Source organism: Pseudoalteromonas sp. NFXS39 (genome assembly GCF_040148775.1).
GTDB lineage: Bacteria > Pseudomonadota > Gammaproteobacteria > Enterobacterales > Alteromonadaceae > Pseudoalteromonas > Pseudoalteromonas apostichopi.
The window spans coordinates 321,607-337,430 of sequence record NZ_JAGDEC010000005.1; the positions used below are offsets into that span (position 1 = coordinate 321,607).

Annotated in this window: 14 protein-coding genes; 11 read left to right on the forward strand and 3 right to left on the reverse strand. The window is 41.5% G+C overall.

Features of this window, described 5'->3' with window-relative positions; translation table 11 throughout:
• Positions 1-3: 3 nt before the first annotated feature.
• The 3 genes from J3455_RS11840 to J3455_RS11850 all read right to left on the reverse strand — a co-directional run bounded on the left by J3455_RS11840 (position 4) and on the right by J3455_RS11850 (position 4,195).
• Positions 4-1,161 carry an acyl-CoA dehydrogenase family protein gene (locus tag J3455_RS11840; protein WP_349561794.1) on the reverse strand — a complete coding sequence of 386 codons (1,158 nt, stop codon included), beginning with the start codon at positions 1,159-1,161 and terminating at the stop codon, positions 4-6.
• A 269-nt stretch (positions 1,162-1,430) separates the two neighbouring features.
• Entirely contained in the window at positions 1,431-2,921 is a 1,491-nt protein-coding gene (locus J3455_RS11845) for a CoA-acylating methylmalonate-semialdehyde dehydrogenase (RefSeq protein ID WP_239977686.1), read from the reverse strand.
• Between the two features lie 92 nt (positions 2,922-3,013).
• Positions 3,014-4,195: a thiolase family protein gene (locus J3455_RS11850; protein WP_217876669.1), complete on the reverse strand. Its 1,182-nt coding sequence runs from the start codon at positions 4,193-4,195 to the stop codon at positions 3,014-3,016.
• A 341-nt stretch (positions 4,196-4,536) separates the two neighbouring features.
• On the opposite strand from J3455_RS11850, the gene J3455_RS11855 reads away from it, so the two are divergent.
• The 11 genes from J3455_RS11855 (at position 4,537) to J3455_RS11905 (ending at position 15,734) form a co-directional block, all read left to right on the forward strand.
• A complete protein-coding gene (locus J3455_RS11855; protein ID WP_054553803.1) occupies positions 4,537-4,971 on the forward strand; it encodes a MerR family transcriptional regulator in 435 nt (144 codons plus the stop codon).
• Between the two features lie 44 nt (positions 4,972-5,015).
• Positions 5,016-6,191: an isovaleryl-CoA dehydrogenase gene (locus J3455_RS11860; protein ID WP_349561796.1), complete on the forward strand. Its 1,176-nt coding sequence runs from the start codon at positions 5,016-5,018 to the stop codon at positions 6,189-6,191.
• Positions 6,192-6,200: 9 nt separating this feature from the next.
• On the forward strand, positions 6,201-7,808 hold the full coding sequence (locus tag J3455_RS11865; protein WP_349561797.1) for a carboxyl transferase domain-containing protein: 1,608 nt from the start codon (positions 6,201-6,203) through the stop codon (positions 7,806-7,808).
• A 10-nt stretch (positions 7,809-7,818) separates the two neighbouring features.
• Positions 7,819-8,589 carry an enoyl-CoA hydratase/isomerase family protein gene (locus J3455_RS11870; protein ID WP_167657632.1) on the forward strand — a complete coding sequence of 257 codons (771 nt, stop codon included), beginning with the start codon at positions 7,819-7,821 and terminating at the stop codon, positions 8,587-8,589.
• A gap of 8 nt (positions 8,590-8,597) precedes the next feature.
• Positions 8,598-10,562 carry an acetyl/propionyl/methylcrotonyl-CoA carboxylase subunit alpha gene (locus J3455_RS11875; RefSeq protein ID WP_349561798.1) on the forward strand — a complete coding sequence of 655 codons (1,965 nt, stop codon included), beginning with the start codon at positions 8,598-8,600 and terminating at the stop codon, positions 10,560-10,562.
• Positions 10,562-11,467, forward strand: a complete 906-nt coding sequence (locus tag J3455_RS11880) for a hydroxymethylglutaryl-CoA lyase (protein ID WP_349561799.1) — start codon at positions 10,562-10,564, stop codon at positions 11,465-11,467. Before J3455_RS11875 ends, J3455_RS11880 begins: the two co-directional genes overlap by 1 nt.
• A gap of 11 nt (positions 11,468-11,478) precedes the next feature.
• Entirely contained in the window at positions 11,479-12,177 is a 699-nt protein-coding gene (locus tag J3455_RS11885; RefSeq protein WP_349561801.1) for a CoA transferase subunit A, read from the forward strand.
• Between the two features lie 11 nt (positions 12,178-12,188).
• A complete protein-coding gene (locus tag J3455_RS11890; protein WP_054561524.1) occupies positions 12,189-12,845 on the forward strand; it encodes a 3-oxoacid CoA-transferase subunit B in 657 nt (218 codons plus the stop codon).
• Between the two features lie 146 nt (positions 12,846-12,991).
• Positions 12,992-14,782 carry a site-specific integrase gene (locus tag J3455_RS11895; RefSeq protein ID WP_349561802.1) on the forward strand — a complete coding sequence of 597 codons (1,791 nt, stop codon included), beginning with the start codon at positions 12,992-12,994 and terminating at the stop codon, positions 14,780-14,782.
• Between the two features lie 231 nt (positions 14,783-15,013).
• Entirely contained in the window at positions 15,014-15,253 is a 240-nt protein-coding gene (locus J3455_RS11900; protein ID WP_349561804.1) for a hypothetical protein, read from the forward strand.
• Complete coding sequence (locus J3455_RS11905; protein ID WP_349561805.1) at positions 15,246-15,734, forward strand: hypothetical protein; 489 nt, start codon at positions 15,246-15,248, stop codon at positions 15,732-15,734. The genes J3455_RS11900 and J3455_RS11905 overlap by 8 nt, the downstream gene beginning before the upstream one ends.
• Positions 15,735-15,824 lie beyond the last annotated feature (90 nt).

Genomic DNA, 15,824 nt, shown 5'->3' on the forward strand with positions numbered 1-15,824 from the left:
TCCTTATAGAATGTCGCCAGCTGACTCGGCTAAGATACGACGTGCGATAATCACACGCATGATTTCGTTTGTGCCTTCAAGTATTTGATGCACACGTACGTCTCTAAAATGACGCTCTAATGGGTATTCTTTGATGTAACCGTAACCACCGTGAATTTGCAGTGCATCATCACAGACTTTAAAACCAACATCTGTTGCAAAACGTTTTGCCATTGCACAATAAGTGGTTTTTTCGCTATCACCGGTATCTAGTTTAAATGCCGCTAAGCGAACCATTTGACGAGCCGCAACAAGTTCTGTGTTCATATCGGCAATTTTGAACTGTAATGCTTGGAAAGCAGCTAATGGCTTACCAAATTGCTCACGTTCTTTTAAGTATTCGCGTGCGGTGTTAAGTGCTGCTTGCGCTGTACCTAACGAACAGGTAGCAATATTAATACGCCCCCCGTCTAAGCCTTGCATTGCAAACTTAAAGCCTTCGCCTTCTTGGCCTAATAAGTTAGACGCAGGAACTCTTACACCTTCAAAACTAATTAAGCGTGTTGGCTGGGCATTCCAGCCCATTTTTTCTTCAGCTTTACCGTATTCAATACCCGCTGCGTCAGCAGGAACAACAAAAGCCGAAATACCTGCTGCGCCTTCGCCACCAGTGCGAGCCATAACAACGAGTAAGTCAGTTTCACCAGCACCCGAGATAAACATCTTAGAGCCTGAGATCACATACTCATCGCCCTCTTTTACTGCTTTGGTTTTTAGCGATGCCGCATCAGAGCCAGAGCCAGGCTCTGTTAAACAATAAGAAGCAAGTAACTCACCCATCACTAATTGCTCACAGTACTGAGCTTTAACTTCATCAGTACCAAAGCTTGCAATCATCCACGTCGCCATATTATGAATGGTCAACATAGCGGTCGTTGCTGTACAACCCATGGCAAGCTGTTCAAAAATAATGCTTGAATCTAGGCGAGATAAACCTAAGCCACCCGCTTCTTCTGGGGTATATAAACCACAAAAGCCAAGCTCACCGGCTGCTTTTATCGTGTCTTTAGGGAAAATGTGTTCTTGGTCCCACTTGGCTGCATGTGGCGCAAGTTCAGACTCTGCAAACTGACGGGCTGTTTCAGCAAACGCTTGCTGATCTTCGGTTAAATTAAAGTCCATAGTAGACCTCTATTTTGTTGTCTTATTCTTGTGTGAATACCAACCCACAATAATACTTAAGTATTTTGAGGGATTAAATCTGTCGCTACCTGCGTTAAAAATTTCTCATTTAGAACAACTAAATAACGAAATTTTTGCCTTGTTATCAACTAGATTTATTTGCCTCAAAAATCTCACTTAATTAAGTGAGTTGGTATAACTCTTATTGTCGTTTAAATGTGTGTTCTTTGAGCGAGCGTGTGCTCGCTCAGCAGTAAATTAATTACGGCTTATTTAAGGTTGATACTCATGTTAGGACCTGAGGCGATATCATCCTCGAACCAACGTGAAGTAATTGTTTTCGTTTCTGTGTAAAAACGAATACCTTGCTTACCATAGGTGTGTTGATCACCGTAGAATGAGCCTTTCCAACCTGTGAAAGAGAAAAACGGTAGTGGCACAGGAATTGGCACATTGATACCAACTTGACCTACTTCGATTTCATGTTGGAATTTACGTGCAGCAGCGCCGCTTGATGTGAATAACGAAGTACCGTTACCGTAAGGCGAGTTATTGATAAGCTCAATCGCCTCCTCAAGAGTATCTACAAACATACAAGCCAATACAGGACCAAAGATCTCTTCTTTGTATAAATCCATCTCGGTTGTTACATCAGTAAATAGCGTTGGACCAACCCAGTTACCTTGCTCGTAACCTTCAACAGTAAAGTCAGAGCCATCAATTAAGCACGTTGCACCTTGTGCTTTACCACTTGCGATAAGTGATAAAATACGATCTTTAGCTGCTTTTGATGTTTGTGGGCCGTAAGCCGCGTTAGCATCATCCCATACACCAGGGCGTACGTTTTCAAAGCCTGCTTTAATTTCATCAACCCAGTCTTTTGCTTGACCAACAAATACAGCAACCGAAATACCCATACAGCGCTGACCCGCAGCACCTACAGACGCACCTACAAGGTTGTTTACAACATGCGATTTACTTGCATCAGGCATAATAACCATGTGGTTTTTTGCACCTACACAAGCTTGCACGCGTTTAAGGTTTGCTGTGCCTTTTGAATAGATGTATTCACCTACACCACACGAACCAACAAATGAAATAGCACGTACTGCTGGGTCTTCTAATAAACGGTCAACTTGTGGTTTTGTACCATGAACAACTTGTAACACCCCTTTTGGTGCACCCGCTTCAACAAATAATTCAGCTAAACGCATTGGTGTTAATGGATCTTGCTCTGATGGTTTAAGAATAAAGGTATTACCGCACACAATAGCCAGTGGGAACATCCATAATGGGATCATCGCAGGGAAGTTAAATGGCGTGATGCCCGCACATACACCTAAGGGCTGCATGTAAGAGTAAGTATCGATTTTACGGGCTACGTTTTCCATAGTTTCGCCCATCATTAATGATGGTGCATTGGCTGCTTGCTCAACAACTTCAATACCACGCCAAACATCGCCTTTGGCGTCTTCAAATGTTTTACCTAACTCATGACAAATAATCGTCGCAAGCTCGTCATGGTTTTCTTTTAACAGTGCAGCGTATTTCATCATAATGCGCGCACGCTCAGAAATTGGCACTTCTTTCCATGTTTTAAATGTTTCTTTTGCAGAGGCAATGGCTGCATCCATTTCTGCATCCGTTGCACACGGAACTTGAGCTAACACTTCTTGATTTGCAGGATTGATAACATCAATCAGCTGCGTTGAACTTGATTGGGTAAATTCGCCGTTGATAAATAAAGGTACTTGGTGCATGAGGCACTCCTCCCCAGTGGGTATAAAGAGGCCGCAACATGATAGTTTTTAAAATACGTTGCGGCTGTGAGAGATTAAGTTCGAAAACGTAATTAAATTGCTTCGACTGCCATAGCAACAGCTTCACCACCACCGATACACAGTGAGGCAACACCTTTGCTAAGACCACGATTCTTTAATGCATGAATTAACGTTACTAAGATACGCGCGCCACTGGCACCAATTGGGTGACCGAGTGCACAGGCACCGCCATTGACATTTACTTTGCTTTCATCAAGTTTTAACTCGTTAATTGCAAGCATAGTCACCATCGCAAAGGCTTCATTGATTTCCCATAAATCAACATCATTAACAGACCAACCTGCTTTTTCTAAAAGCGATTGCATAGCGCCAACCGGTGCTAGCGTAAATTCGCTAGGTGCTTGTGAATGTGTGCTGTGAGCAACGATACGACAAAGTGGTGTTAAACCTTGTGCTTTAGCATCTGATTCACGCATTAACACAAGCGCTGCTGCACCATCAGAAATTGATGAAGAGTTTGCAGCTGTGATAGTGCCGTCTTTTTTGAATGCAGGACGTAAACCAGGGATTTTATCAGGACGTGCATTACCTGGTTGCTCATCAATCGCAACAGTCACATCACCTTTACGCGTAGAGATAGTATGCGCTGCAATCTCGTTCGCAAATGCGCCGGTTTCAATCGCGCTATTTGCTTTAGTCAGTGAGTTAAGCGCAAAATTATCCATTTGTTCACGACCAATTGAATACTGATCGGCAGTGTCTTGAGCAAAACAACCCATTGCTTTGTTGTCGTAAGCATCTTCAAGGCCATCACACATCATGTGATCTTTTACTTCACCATGACCCATACGCATACCTGAACGTGCATTCGGTAACATATAAGGCGCGTTACTCATGCTCTCCATGCCACCAGCAACCGCTGAGTTGATAGAGCCTGATTTAATTAAGTCATGGGCAAACATCGCAGCCTTTAAGCCAGAGCCACACACTTTATTAATTGTTGTTGCACCAGTACCTTGATTAAGGCCCGCTTTTAACATCGCTTGGCGCGCAGGTGCTTGACCAAGACCAGCTGGTAATACACAACCCATAATTACTTCATCAATCTTATCGGCTGATAAACCGGCTTGCTCTAAGCTACTTTTAATAGCTGTAGCACCTAAATCAGTTGCGTGTGCACCACTTAGTGCGCCCATAAAACCACCCATAGGGGTACGTTTTGCGGCAACAATAACAACGGCTTCAGTAGTCATAATTGGCTCCATGTAAGTGGTTATCATCATGTGTTCAAATCATGTGTAACCAAACAGTTAATTTGTTATAGTTTAAATTCGATTTAATTCAGCATACATAATATTTACGTTTACGCCAACGTAAATCTAAAATCAACTTTTTTGCGGTCGCTAAAACTGTAAACTTATCTGTATTTTGTTGTATTAAAAATCGAACATCTGCTTACAAGGCTTGATAAATTAGGCTTTTCAACAAATCCAACCAGTTATCTTTATAAGTCTAAAGTATAACTCCCAAATCACCCTTTACCTTTACGTAAACTTCACTTATATTGGTGTTATTCGAATGAGGTAAATAAATCATGAAACAAGACAATCAAACAAACTTCGAAAGCGCAGCAGTTGAACCTGCTAGCAATGAGCAAACGTTTAGTATCAGCGAACTAGCAAAAGAATTTGATATTACAACCCGCTCTATCCGCTTTTATGAAGACCAAGGGCTGATCTCACCTGATCGCAATGGTCAAACCCGTATTTATTCAAAACGCGACAAAGTAAGGCTAAAACTTATTCTACGCGGTAAACGCTTAGGTTTTACCTTGGCTGAAACGGGCCGTTTGTTTGAACTTTACGATGCAGATAAATCAAGTGCAAAACAGCTTGTGACTATGCTTGACCTTATCGCAGAGAAAAAAGCGGACCTAAGCCAACAAATGGACGACATTAAAGTCGTACTGATGGAATTGGTTACAGCAGAACGTCGCTGTCGTGAAACCCTTAATAATTTAGACGAATAACCTGACAACAATCTCGTCAACAGACTCTCACAGGAACACACATTATGAGCACTATTTCACTATACAAAGAAATGAACTTCGGACTTGGCGAAACAGCAGACATGATCCGCGATCACGTTAATAGCTTTGCTAGCCAAGAAATTGCCCCACTTGCGGAACAAACAGATTTAGACAATGCCTTCCCTAATCAACTTTGGCCACAGCTTGGCGAAATGGGTTTATTGGGTATGACAGTGCCGGAAGAATTTGGCGGTGCAGGCCTTGGTTACCTTGAACATGTCATTGCAATGGAAGAAATTAGCCGTGCAAGTGCATCGATTGGTTTAAGTTATGGTGCTCATTCAAACTTATGTGTTAACCAAATTAACCGTAATGGGTCACAGGCACAAAAAGAAAAATACCTGCCTAAGCTAATCAGTGGTGAGCACATTGGTGCCCTTGCGATGAGTGAGCCAAATGCTGGTTCTGACGTAGTTTCAATGAAATTAAAAGCTGAGAAAAAAGGCGATGTATTTGTGCTTAACGGTAACAAGATGTGGATCACTAATGGTCCAGATGCCGATACCTTTGTTATCTATGCAAAAACAGACTTAAATGCCGGCCCTAAAGGGATTACAGCTTTCATCGTAGAGCGTAACACGCCTGGATTCTCAACAGCGCAAAAGCTAGACAAGCTTGGTATGCGCGGCTCTAACACCTGTGAATTAGTGTTCGAAAACTGTGAAGTACCAGCAGAAAACATTCTAGGTAACTTAAACGAAGGCGTAAAAGTACTTATGAGTGGTCTTGATTATGAGCGTGTTGTACTAGCAGCTGGCCCGCTTGGCATTATGCAAGCATGTATGGACATTGTTGTTCCTTATATTCATGAGCGTAAGCAATTTGATAGCCCAATTGGTCAATTCCAGCTTATTCAAGGCAAAATCGCTGACATGTACACACAAATGAATGCAGCTCGTTCATACGTTTACACGGTAGCGCGTACCTGTGACCGCGGTGAAACAACACGTAAAGATGCTGCTGGTGCGATTTTATATGCGGCAGAGCTTGCGACTAAAATGGCGCTTGATGCTATCCAAATCTTAGGTGGTAATGGTTATATCAACGAATATGCGACAGGTCGTTTATTACGTGATGCAAAACTATATGAAATTGGCGCAGGTACATCTGAAATCCGCCGCATGCTAATTGGCCGCGAATTATTCACTGAAAGCCGATAGGACCTTGTTATGACGATTTTAAAATCGAGTGTAAATCCACACGATCCGCAATTTTTGCAAAATCACGACAACATGGCCGCTCTCGTAGGTGATTTACGTGAAAAAGTCGCTGATATCCGTTTAGGCGGTGGCCCTGCCCTGATTGAGCGACACCAAGGTCGTGGTAAGTTGTTTGTTCGTGACCGAATTGAAACGCTACTTGATGAGGGCTCGCCATTTTTAGAGATTTCTCAATTTGCTGCCTTTGGTGTGTACGAACAAGCTATTCCATGTGCGGGTGTTGTTGCCGGTATTGGTCGTGTGAAAGGCGTTGAATGTATGATCATCGCCAATGATGCAACGGTAAAAGGCGGTACATACTTTCCACTAACGGTGAAAAAACATCTACGTGCACAAGATATCGCAGAACGTTGTCATTTACCGTGTATTTATTTAGTTGATTCAGGCGGTGCAAACCTGCCTGAACAAGATGATGTATTTCCAGATAAATTACACTTTGGCCGTATTTTCTACAATCAGGCACGTATGTCTGGTAAAGGCATTCCACAAATAGCGGTCGTAATGGGTTTATGTACCGCAGGTGGAGCATATGTACCGGCTATGGCTGATGAAAGTATTATCGTAAAAGAACAAGGTACAATTTTCTTAGCAGGTCCGCCACTGGTTAAAGCGGCTACAGGTGAAGAAGTGAGTGCTGAAGAGCTGGGTGGTGCTGATGTTCACTGTAAAACATCAGGTGTTGCCGACCACTATGCTGAAAACGATACTCATGCACTTTCTATCGCGCGCCAATGTATCGAACGAATTAACTATCAGCGCCCTACTGCACCCTTACTTGATGATGTTAAACCACCGCGTTACGACATTAACGAAATTTACGGCATTGTTGGTACCGACCTTAAAAAACCATTTGATGTCCGCGAAGTGATTGCCCGTGTTGTTGATGATTCATCATTTGATGAATTTAAACGCTATTTTGGCGAAACCTTAGTAACCGGCTTTGCAAAAATATTTGGTCACCCTGTGGGTATTGTTGCCAACAACGGCATTTTATTCAGTGAATCAGCGCAAAAAGGCGCGCATTTTATACAGTTATGTGCACAACGCAAAATCCCTTTGGTGTTTTTACAAAACATTACTGGCTTTATGGTTGGTAAAAAATACGAAGCCGAAGGCATCGCCAAACATGGTGCAAAAATGGTAACCGCTGTTTCATGTGCTGATGTGCCAAAATTCACCGTGTTAATTGGTGGCTCGTATGGTGCAGGTAACTACGGTATGTGTGGCCGCGCGTTTGAACCAACCATGATGTGGATGTGGCCAAATGCCCGTATTTCTGTGATGGGTGGTGAACAAGCTGCTGGTGTTCTTGCACAAATTAAACAAGACGGTTTAGCCCGTAAAGGCGAAAGCATGACTGATGAGCAAGTCAGCGAGTTTAAAAAGCCAATTATCGAGCAATACGAAAAACAAGGTCATCCATATTACGCCAGTGCCCGCCTTTGGGATGATGGCATTATCGATCCTGCTGATACTCGCAATGTATTAGGGCTTGCCTTAAGCGCAGCTAAAAATGCACCAGAGCGCGATTCACAGTTCGGCGTATTTAGAATGTAATGGAGGCCTTATGTCAGTAACACTCGAAATAACAAAATCAAATGTGGCTGTGCTGGTACTAAGTCGCCCTGAAAAACACAATGCATTTAACGAAGAAGTCATCAGTGAGCTGATCCGTTTAATTGAACATGCAAATAGCTGTGATGTGCGCGCACTGGTTCTTAAAACCGAAGGTAAGCATTTCTCTGCTGGCGCTGATTTAAACTGGATGAAATCTATGGCTGGCAATGACTTTGCTGAAAACTTAGCGGATTCAATGCAGCTCGCTAAGCTTATGAAAGTACTTGCTACAAGCCCTCACCCAACGGTTTGTGCAGTGCAAGGTGCAGCCTTTGGCGGTGCATTAGGCTTAATTGCCTGTTGTGATATAGCTATATGTCAAGACGATGCACAATTTTGCCTAAGTGAAGTAAAGCTAGGTCTCGTTCCTGCAGTTATCAGCCCTTATGTTATTAAAGCCATTGGTGAGCGCGCTGCACGTCGTTATTTTTTAACGGCAGAGATATTTGACGCTCACACGGCTAAGCAACTTGGTTTAATTCACCAGGTCACTGGCGATTTACAAACAGCCCTCGACAAACACTTACAAAGTCTGGTTAACAATGGCCCTGTCGCTGTCAAAGCAGCTAAGCAGCTTATTAATGATGTCGCAGGTAAAGAAATTGATGATGCACTTATTGAATTAACCGCTGAGCGCATTGCACGCATTCGTGTATCTGAAGAAGGCCAAGAAGGTCTCACTGCTTTTTTTGAAAAACGTGCCCCTAACTGGCAGAAATAGGAACCATTATGACAACAAAATCATTGAAAAAAATTCTCGTTGCCAACCGTGGTGAAATTGCCTGCCGTGTTATGCGTACAGCTAAACAAATGGGCTTAACGACGGTCGCTGTGTACTCAGATGCGGATAAACATGCTCAGCATGTAAAGCTAGCTGATGAGGCGTATCACATTGGCCCTGCACCAAGTAAAGATTCATACCTAGTAGCAGACAAAATCATCGACGTTGCTAAACATGCAGATGTTGATTGTATTCACCCCGGTTATGGTTTTTTATCTGAGAACTGTGACTTTGCACTAGCATGCGAAAAAAATGATATCGCTTTTATTGGCCCGCCAGCATCAAGCATTGAAGCCATGGGTTCAAAAACCCGTGCTAAAGAAATTATGCACCAAGCAAATGTGCCTTTAGTGCCTGGTTATTATGGTGACAATCAAGATACTGATTTCTTACAAGCAGAAGCTGAAAAAATTGGTTATCCAGTACTAATCAAAGCGGCCTTTGGTGGCGGTGGTAAAGGCATGCGAGTTGTTGAACACGCAAAAGACTTTATCAGTGCACTTGAAGGCGCAAAACGTGAAGCTAAAGCCGGGTTTGGTAACGACTTAGTACTTCTAGAGCGCTATGTCACTAAACCTCGCCACGTTGAAGTACAAGTTTTTGCTGATAGTCATGGTAACTGTGTGTACTTAGGCGATCGTGACTGTTCTTTACAACGACGTCACCAAAAAGTAATTGAAGAGGCCCCAGCACCTGGTTTATCTGATGCACTTCGCAAAGAAATGGGTGAAGCAGCGGTTCGTTGTGCCCAAGCGATTAACTATCGCGGTGCAGGTACGGTTGAGTTTTTATTATGCGGTGATGAATTCTTCTTCATGGAAATGAACACCCGTTTACAGGTAGAGCACCCAGTAACAGAAATGGTAACTGGTGTTGATTTGGTGAATTGGCAAATCAACATTGCGGCAGGTCAAGCATTACCTCTTAACCAAGCTGATATTCAGCTACAAGGCCACAGTTTTGAAGCGCGTATTTATGCGGAAGATCCTAGCAATGACTTTATTCCGTGTTCTGGTCACATTGACGCCCTATTTACACCGAACGAATCTGAATTTGTACGAATAGATACAGGCATTGCAGCAGGTGATGAAATTAGCCCGTTCTACGACCCTATGATCGCTAAATTAATTGTTCATGACGATAACCGCGAGGCAGCACTGGGGCGTTTATCGAAAGCACTTGAGCAATTTCACCTAGCAGGTTTTAGTTGTAACGTTAATTTCTTACATAACCTTACTAACCACCCTACTTTTCAAGCAGGTGCACCCGATACGCACTTTATTGAAGACCAAGGTGAGCGCCTTGTTGCTAAAAACGAGCAACAGTCAGTTATTGCAACCGTGGTGGCAGCCTATGCGTATGCACATCAACTAAAAGGTGAAAGCAGCAGCCCATGGCAACAATTAACAGGCTTTATGCTAAACAGTGACGCTAAAATCAGGATTCCGTTTGTTGATCTAGACGTTCATGCGGTTAAAACCTCAGATGGTTTTAGAATAAGCCTTGACGGGGTTGACTATACAACTTCGGGCAACGTTGAAAATGGCCTTGCAAACCTAGTCGTTAATGGCGAAAAAGTTGTTGCTCATATTAATCAAACAGACTCTCACATCACAGTGATGTACAAAGCACAACAAAAGATGCTTGAGCTGATTGATAAACACTATATTAGTGAGCACGAAAGTGATGCACTACCACTTGCCGCGCCACTCAACGGTACTGTTGTTAAGCATTTAGTTGAGGTAGGTAGTACTGTTTCTAAAGGTGATGCGGTCGTCATTATTGAAGCTATGAAAATGGAATACACCCTTAATGCCCCGCATGATGGCGTATTAACGAGCTATTGCTTTGCTGAAGGTGAACTGGTGAGTCACGGTGATATGCTAGCGATTGTTGAAGAGCCGGAGGCGTAATGGCACATTTTCCTGATTTTGTTCGCATTGTAGAAGTTGGCGCCAGAGACGGTTTACAAAATGAAGCAGCCGTTAGTACTCAAGATAAAGTAGCACTGATCAACGCCCTAGCTGAAGCTGGTCTTAAAGATATTGAAGCAGGCGCATTTGTGTCACCTAAATGGGTGCCACAAATGGCTGATTCTAGCGATGTAATAAGCGCTTTAAATTTACCAGACGTTAATTTAAGTGCCCTCACCCCGAATTTACGTGGTGCAGAAGCAGCTAAACAAGTCGGCATACAAGAATTTGCTATCTTTACAGCTGCAAGCGAAGCGTTTTGTCAAAAGAACATCAACTGCTCTATTGATGAAAGTATTGATCGCTTTAAAGATGTCATGGATTTTGCCAAAGCGAATAACATTCGTGTTAGAGGTTACGTTAGCTGCGTTATGGGTTGCCCATATCAAGGTGATGTCGACTACAATGATGTATTAAAAGTATCAGAGCGATTACTCGAGCTTGGTTGTTACGAAATTAGCCTAGGTGACACCATTGGTGTTGGTACGGCGAAAAAAGTAGATGAGTTATTAGATTTACTCTTGCAACATATTGATAAGTCGAAACTCGCTGTACATTTTCACGACACCTATGGACAAGCGCTCACAAATATTTACACCGCGCTAAACCGCGGTATAGCAACGGTTGACAGTGCTGTTGCAGGCCTAGGTGGTTGCCCTTATGCCAAAGGCGCGTCAGGAAATGTTGCCACTGAAGATGTAGTTTACTTACTACAAGGGCTTGGCATAGAGCATGGAATTGATTTAGAAAGACTGGCGAAAGCTGGTTGGGCTATTTGTAGTGCATTAAATAAACAACCTGTCAGCAAGGTATCACTTGCTCTAAAGAACACTCAGAATAATTAAGGAGTAGGCTCATGGCCGGTTTCGATAAGGTGGTTTCAAGTTATGAAGCTGCAATGGAAGGTTTAAAAGATGGCGATACCATTATCGCTGGTGGCTTTGGCTTATGTGGTATTCCTGAAGGACTTATCAGTGAAATTAAGCGTAAACAGACTAAAAACCTAACTGTTGTTTCGAACAACTGTGGTGTAGATGATTTTGGTTTAGGCATTTTACTTCACGATAAACAAATTAAAAAAATCATCGCTTCTTATGTTGGCGAGAATGCGCTTTTTGAACAACAACTTTTAAATGGCGAAATTGATGTAGTTTTGACACCGCAAGGGACGCTCGCTGAAAAAATGCGTGCTGGTGGTGCTGGTATTCCAGCATTTTATACTGCAACGGGTTACGGTACCCCTGTTGCCGAAGGTAAAGAAGTCAAAGAGCTTGATGGCCGCCCGTATATCTTAGAAGAATCAATTACTGGTGAGTTTGCCATTGTTAAAGCTTGGAAAGCAGACCGCTACGGTAATCTTGTATTTCGCCATACAGCAATGAACTTCAACCCGATGGCTGCGACAGCAGGTAAAATTACTGTTGCTGAAGTAGAAGAGATTGTAGAACCAGGTGAACTTGAGCCAAGCCAAATTCATACCCCAGGTATTTATGTTAATCGCGTGATCAAAGGCGACTTTGAAAAACGCATCGAACGTGTAACAACTCGCGATTAAGGAGCAATAAAATGGCATTATCACGTGAACAAGTTGCAATGCGTGTTGCACAAGAGCTACAAGATGGTTACTACGTAAACCTAGGTATTGGTATCCCTACTCTAGTTGCTAACTATGTCCCAGATGGCATCGAAGTCATGCTACAGTCTGAAAATGGCTTACTAGGCATGGGTGCGTACCCAACTAAAGACCAAGTTGATGCAGATATGATCAATGCGGGTAAAGAAACCGTGACAGCAGCCACAGGTGCAGCAATATTTAATAGTGCAGATAGTTTTGCCATGATACGGGGTGGTCATGTAGACTTAACAGTATTAGGTGCATTTGAAGTTGACCAGAACGGTAACATCGCATCGTGGATGATCCCAAAGAAGCTAATTAAAGGCATGGGTGGCGCGATGGACCTCGTTGCTGGCGCGAAGAATATTATTGTTACGATGACTCATGCAAGCAAGCATGGCGACTCTAAGTTATTAGAAAGTTGCACTTTACCGTTAACTGGGGTTAACTGTGTAAAGAAAATCGTAACTGATTTAGCCGTACTAGAAGTTAAAGACGGCGCATTTCATCTAATCGAACGCGCTCCAGGCGTGTCGGTAGACGAAATCATTAGCAAAACGGCAGGCAAATTGCTTGTTGAAGGTGATGTTCCAGAGATGGCTTTTTAAGCTACTCACATCCCATGTACCGACCTCATTCCCAGTGCCAATGGCGCTGAGTTACCCAAAATCCCTCGCAAGAGGGATTTTTTTTATCTATTTATCAAATGTTTGATTGATTTTATCTAGAAGTGTCACACATTTGGACACATTTCATGGCTACAATTCGTCACAGTATCAAACGCAATGAGACTTATCACTTCAACTATCGACTAGAAGATAAGATCATTAGAAAATCTCTCAAGACAGATTCACCATCTCTAGCCCGCGCCTACATTTCTGATATAATAATTTTTATAAGGAAATCTAGATATTTAGGAAAACAAGTGAGTAAAAGCGATATTAATAATTTTATTGAGATGCTCATTTCTAACAAAGTGAATGAAGTTGTAAGAATAGCTAAAGCGATAACGCAGCCTTTATCACCCACTGCCAATAGTTATTTCCATAAATGGTTTAATGAAACAAATATCGCTAGGTCTGACATTAGGAACGATCAAACTCATTACATTCCGCCCGATACAAATATCAAGCTGACTGAACCAACCGTTGTTTCTTACAAAGATTGGCTATGCAATCAAATAGAGCTCATCTCTAAAACGGATAAGCTTTATAGCGCATTACTCACATATAACACCGAGGAAGATACTTGTGAAATAGATCAAGATCATGAATTCTTTGATGATTTTGCTTTCCCAACAATTCACGCTGAAAAATACAGCTATTTAGATGAAACAGTCTCAAATCATGCAAAACAAATAAGTAAAGCTTTCAAGCAAGATAACTCTATACGAGTTAATTTAGAAGTAAAAGAATTATACCAAAAGTTTGAAAAGCTACTTCCAAAACAATCGCCGCCAACAATAAATAATGCATTACTAACTAAAGAAGATGAGTCTACTAATAGTCCGTCCATTATGTTTGAGGAAATAAAAGATGATGTATTAACCTTTTTTCGAGACAACAAACAACGTTCTATGAAGTATATTGAAGACAGAAATGCTCCTTTTCAAGATTTTATCTCTGCATTCAAAGGCATAGCACTCAATAAAATCACAACTTCAGATATTGAAGAACATTGGAGTAAAATTTGTAGAATGCCAAAGCTTGAGGCTAAACTTGCTGAAAAATATAACTTTAGTGTAGATACAAACAATAAATCAAATGAAGAAGTCAAACAAGAACAACGAGCTAAGCGCTGGGCTTATATTTATGAAACTGACGAAGAAGAGTTACCACCCATACACACGAAAGAACTCTATAGTGAAGGTCAGCTAAAAATAGCTAGAAAACTACTTCAAGATATATTTACTGTCGCAAAGCGTAAGAAGTACATTGATGTAAACCCATTTGATGTAGATAACATAAAGCTCATTATACCAAGAGATAGAAGTAATACCCGCACAAAACTTCCAGCTGACAAAGCTAAAAACATCGTTGATTACTGTTTTAATAATTTAAGTCATCCTTATTCTTGGGCTATCTTAATAATGGCATTTCATGGAATGAGAAATGAAGAAGTTACTTCACTTCACAGTTCACAAATCATAACAGACCCAGATACTAGTATTGTTTATATTCAAGTGCAAAAAGGGAAAACAAAAAATGCCAAACGCAAAATACCAGTCCACACTACTTTAATACAAAATGGCTTTCTGGAGTTTGTAGATACTAAAATAGATAGAAATTTATTCGATTTCGATAGTCATCAATTAACAAAACACTTTAATTTCTTTAGGCAAGAATTTGATATACCTCTACGCGATCCTGATGGTAGTTTAATCAATTTGTATAGTTTTAGACACAACGTAATATCAGCCTTGGGCGAAGTGAGTGAAGAGTATAAGTATCGCCTTTTTGGGCATGGACGTAATACTGTTACATCTGGTTATACAGCTCTTGATCTTACAAATAGTCTGCGATTAATTAACCGTATATCTTATTGAGCTTACTATCATTAAGAATAGGAATATCATCCGATGCAAATAACAGTCATTTGCATTTGCATTAAGATCAGTGTATAATACAAGTATAAACATTAGTTCAGTAATATTGCTGTAATCAGTCCTCCTTCTAATCAAACCACAGTCACACACAACCCGTTTATCCTCGACATTCTTCTGTTAAGTCAGCGGGTAGTTGTGTGCTTTTTTCCATAACACAACAAGAGGTTACACATGCAAACTTTCGAAATAACAACAACTAAAAAAGAAGTATTTTCCCTAACAACAGGCGAGTTAATCTGCTCAGAAGTAATCAAACAGCATGACACATTGAAAGATATCCTTAGAAATCTAGGGTTGAATGTTGACGGTGAACAACGCTCCAAATACTTGAAAGCCTTATCATTACTAAATGGCGGTATGCCTTTGAATAAGGTTGTTTCAGCCATTGTTGGAGGTACTAACGATGAGTAAGAAGTTACCTACAGGATTACAAAAGTTATTAGACCAGCACAAGCAAGCTTGGCAGCCAAACCAACAAGAATTAGACAAACGTCAGGCATCAGCCAAGATTCTCTATGAGAAGCGTTACCCAACAATTGGAGATACTGAAAACAACTGCCAGATTGTTGTATTCAAGTCCACTTTCTATGATTTTCTTCAAGAAATTCATCAGTCAAAATGGAATGAATATGAAATTGATTTATCAAGAAGCAGTGCCACAAACGGCTTCAAAGTATTCTTCATAAAATCCCCCCAGCACCAAAAACAGGATTTAGAGCGTATTAGCAATGAAGTAAAATCTCGCTATAAGCAAGAGCTTGAAGCGGTAAAAAATGAATATATCCAGAATCTTTTAAACGATTACAACGAACAGCAAGCAGAAGCCAAAGCAGCTAAAGAACAAGAACAACAAACAAAACTTCGTGAACAATTACTCTCATTGATTGATTGAACGCCCTGTAACGCACCACAAGCGATTTTAAGCACTTTACATAAACAACCATAACAAACACACCGCAAAAGCCCTCACAGGTCGATTCTG

Excerpts from the sequence above, each read along its gene's own strand:
- J3455_RS11840 (WP_349561794.1), bottom strand. The coding sequence starts at position 1,161 with ATGGACTTTAATTTAACCGAAGATCAGCAAGCGTTTGCTGAAACAGCC.
- J3455_RS11845 (WP_239977686.1), bottom strand. The coding sequence starts at position 2,921 with ATGCACCAAGTACCTTTATTTATCAACGGCGAATTTACCCAATCAAGT.
- J3455_RS11850 (WP_217876669.1), bottom strand. The coding sequence starts at position 4,195 with ATGACTACTGAAGCCGTTGTTATTGTTGCCGCAAAACGTACCCCTATG.
- J3455_RS11855 (WP_054553803.1), top strand. The coding sequence starts at position 4,537 with ATGAAACAAGACAATCAAACAAACTTCGAAAGCGCAGCAGTTGAACCT.
- J3455_RS11860 (WP_349561796.1), top strand. The coding sequence starts at position 5,016 with ATGAGCACTATTTCACTATACAAAGAAATGAACTTCGGACTTGGCGAA.
- J3455_RS11865 (WP_349561797.1), top strand. The coding sequence starts at position 6,201 with ATGACGATTTTAAAATCGAGTGTAAATCCACACGATCCGCAATTTTTG.
- J3455_RS11870 (WP_167657632.1), top strand. The coding sequence starts at position 7,819 with ATGTCAGTAACACTCGAAATAACAAAATCAAATGTGGCTGTGCTGGTA.
- J3455_RS11875 (WP_349561798.1), top strand. The coding sequence starts at position 8,598 with ATGACAACAAAATCATTGAAAAAAATTCTCGTTGCCAACCGTGGTGAA.
- J3455_RS11880 (WP_349561799.1), top strand. The coding sequence starts at position 10,562 with ATGGCACATTTTCCTGATTTTGTTCGCATTGTAGAAGTTGGCGCCAGA.
- J3455_RS11885 (WP_349561801.1), top strand. The coding sequence starts at position 11,479 with ATGGCCGGTTTCGATAAGGTGGTTTCAAGTTATGAAGCTGCAATGGAA.
- J3455_RS11890 (WP_054561524.1), top strand. The coding sequence starts at position 12,189 with ATGGCATTATCACGTGAACAAGTTGCAATGCGTGTTGCACAAGAGCTA.
- J3455_RS11895 (WP_349561802.1), top strand. The coding sequence starts at position 12,992 with ATGGCTACAATTCGTCACAGTATCAAACGCAATGAGACTTATCACTTC.
- J3455_RS11900 (WP_349561804.1), top strand. The coding sequence starts at position 15,014 with ATGCAAACTTTCGAAATAACAACAACTAAAAAAGAAGTATTTTCCCTA.
- J3455_RS11905 (WP_349561805.1), top strand. The coding sequence starts at position 15,246 with ATGAGTAAGAAGTTACCTACAGGATTACAAAAGTTATTAGACCAGCAC.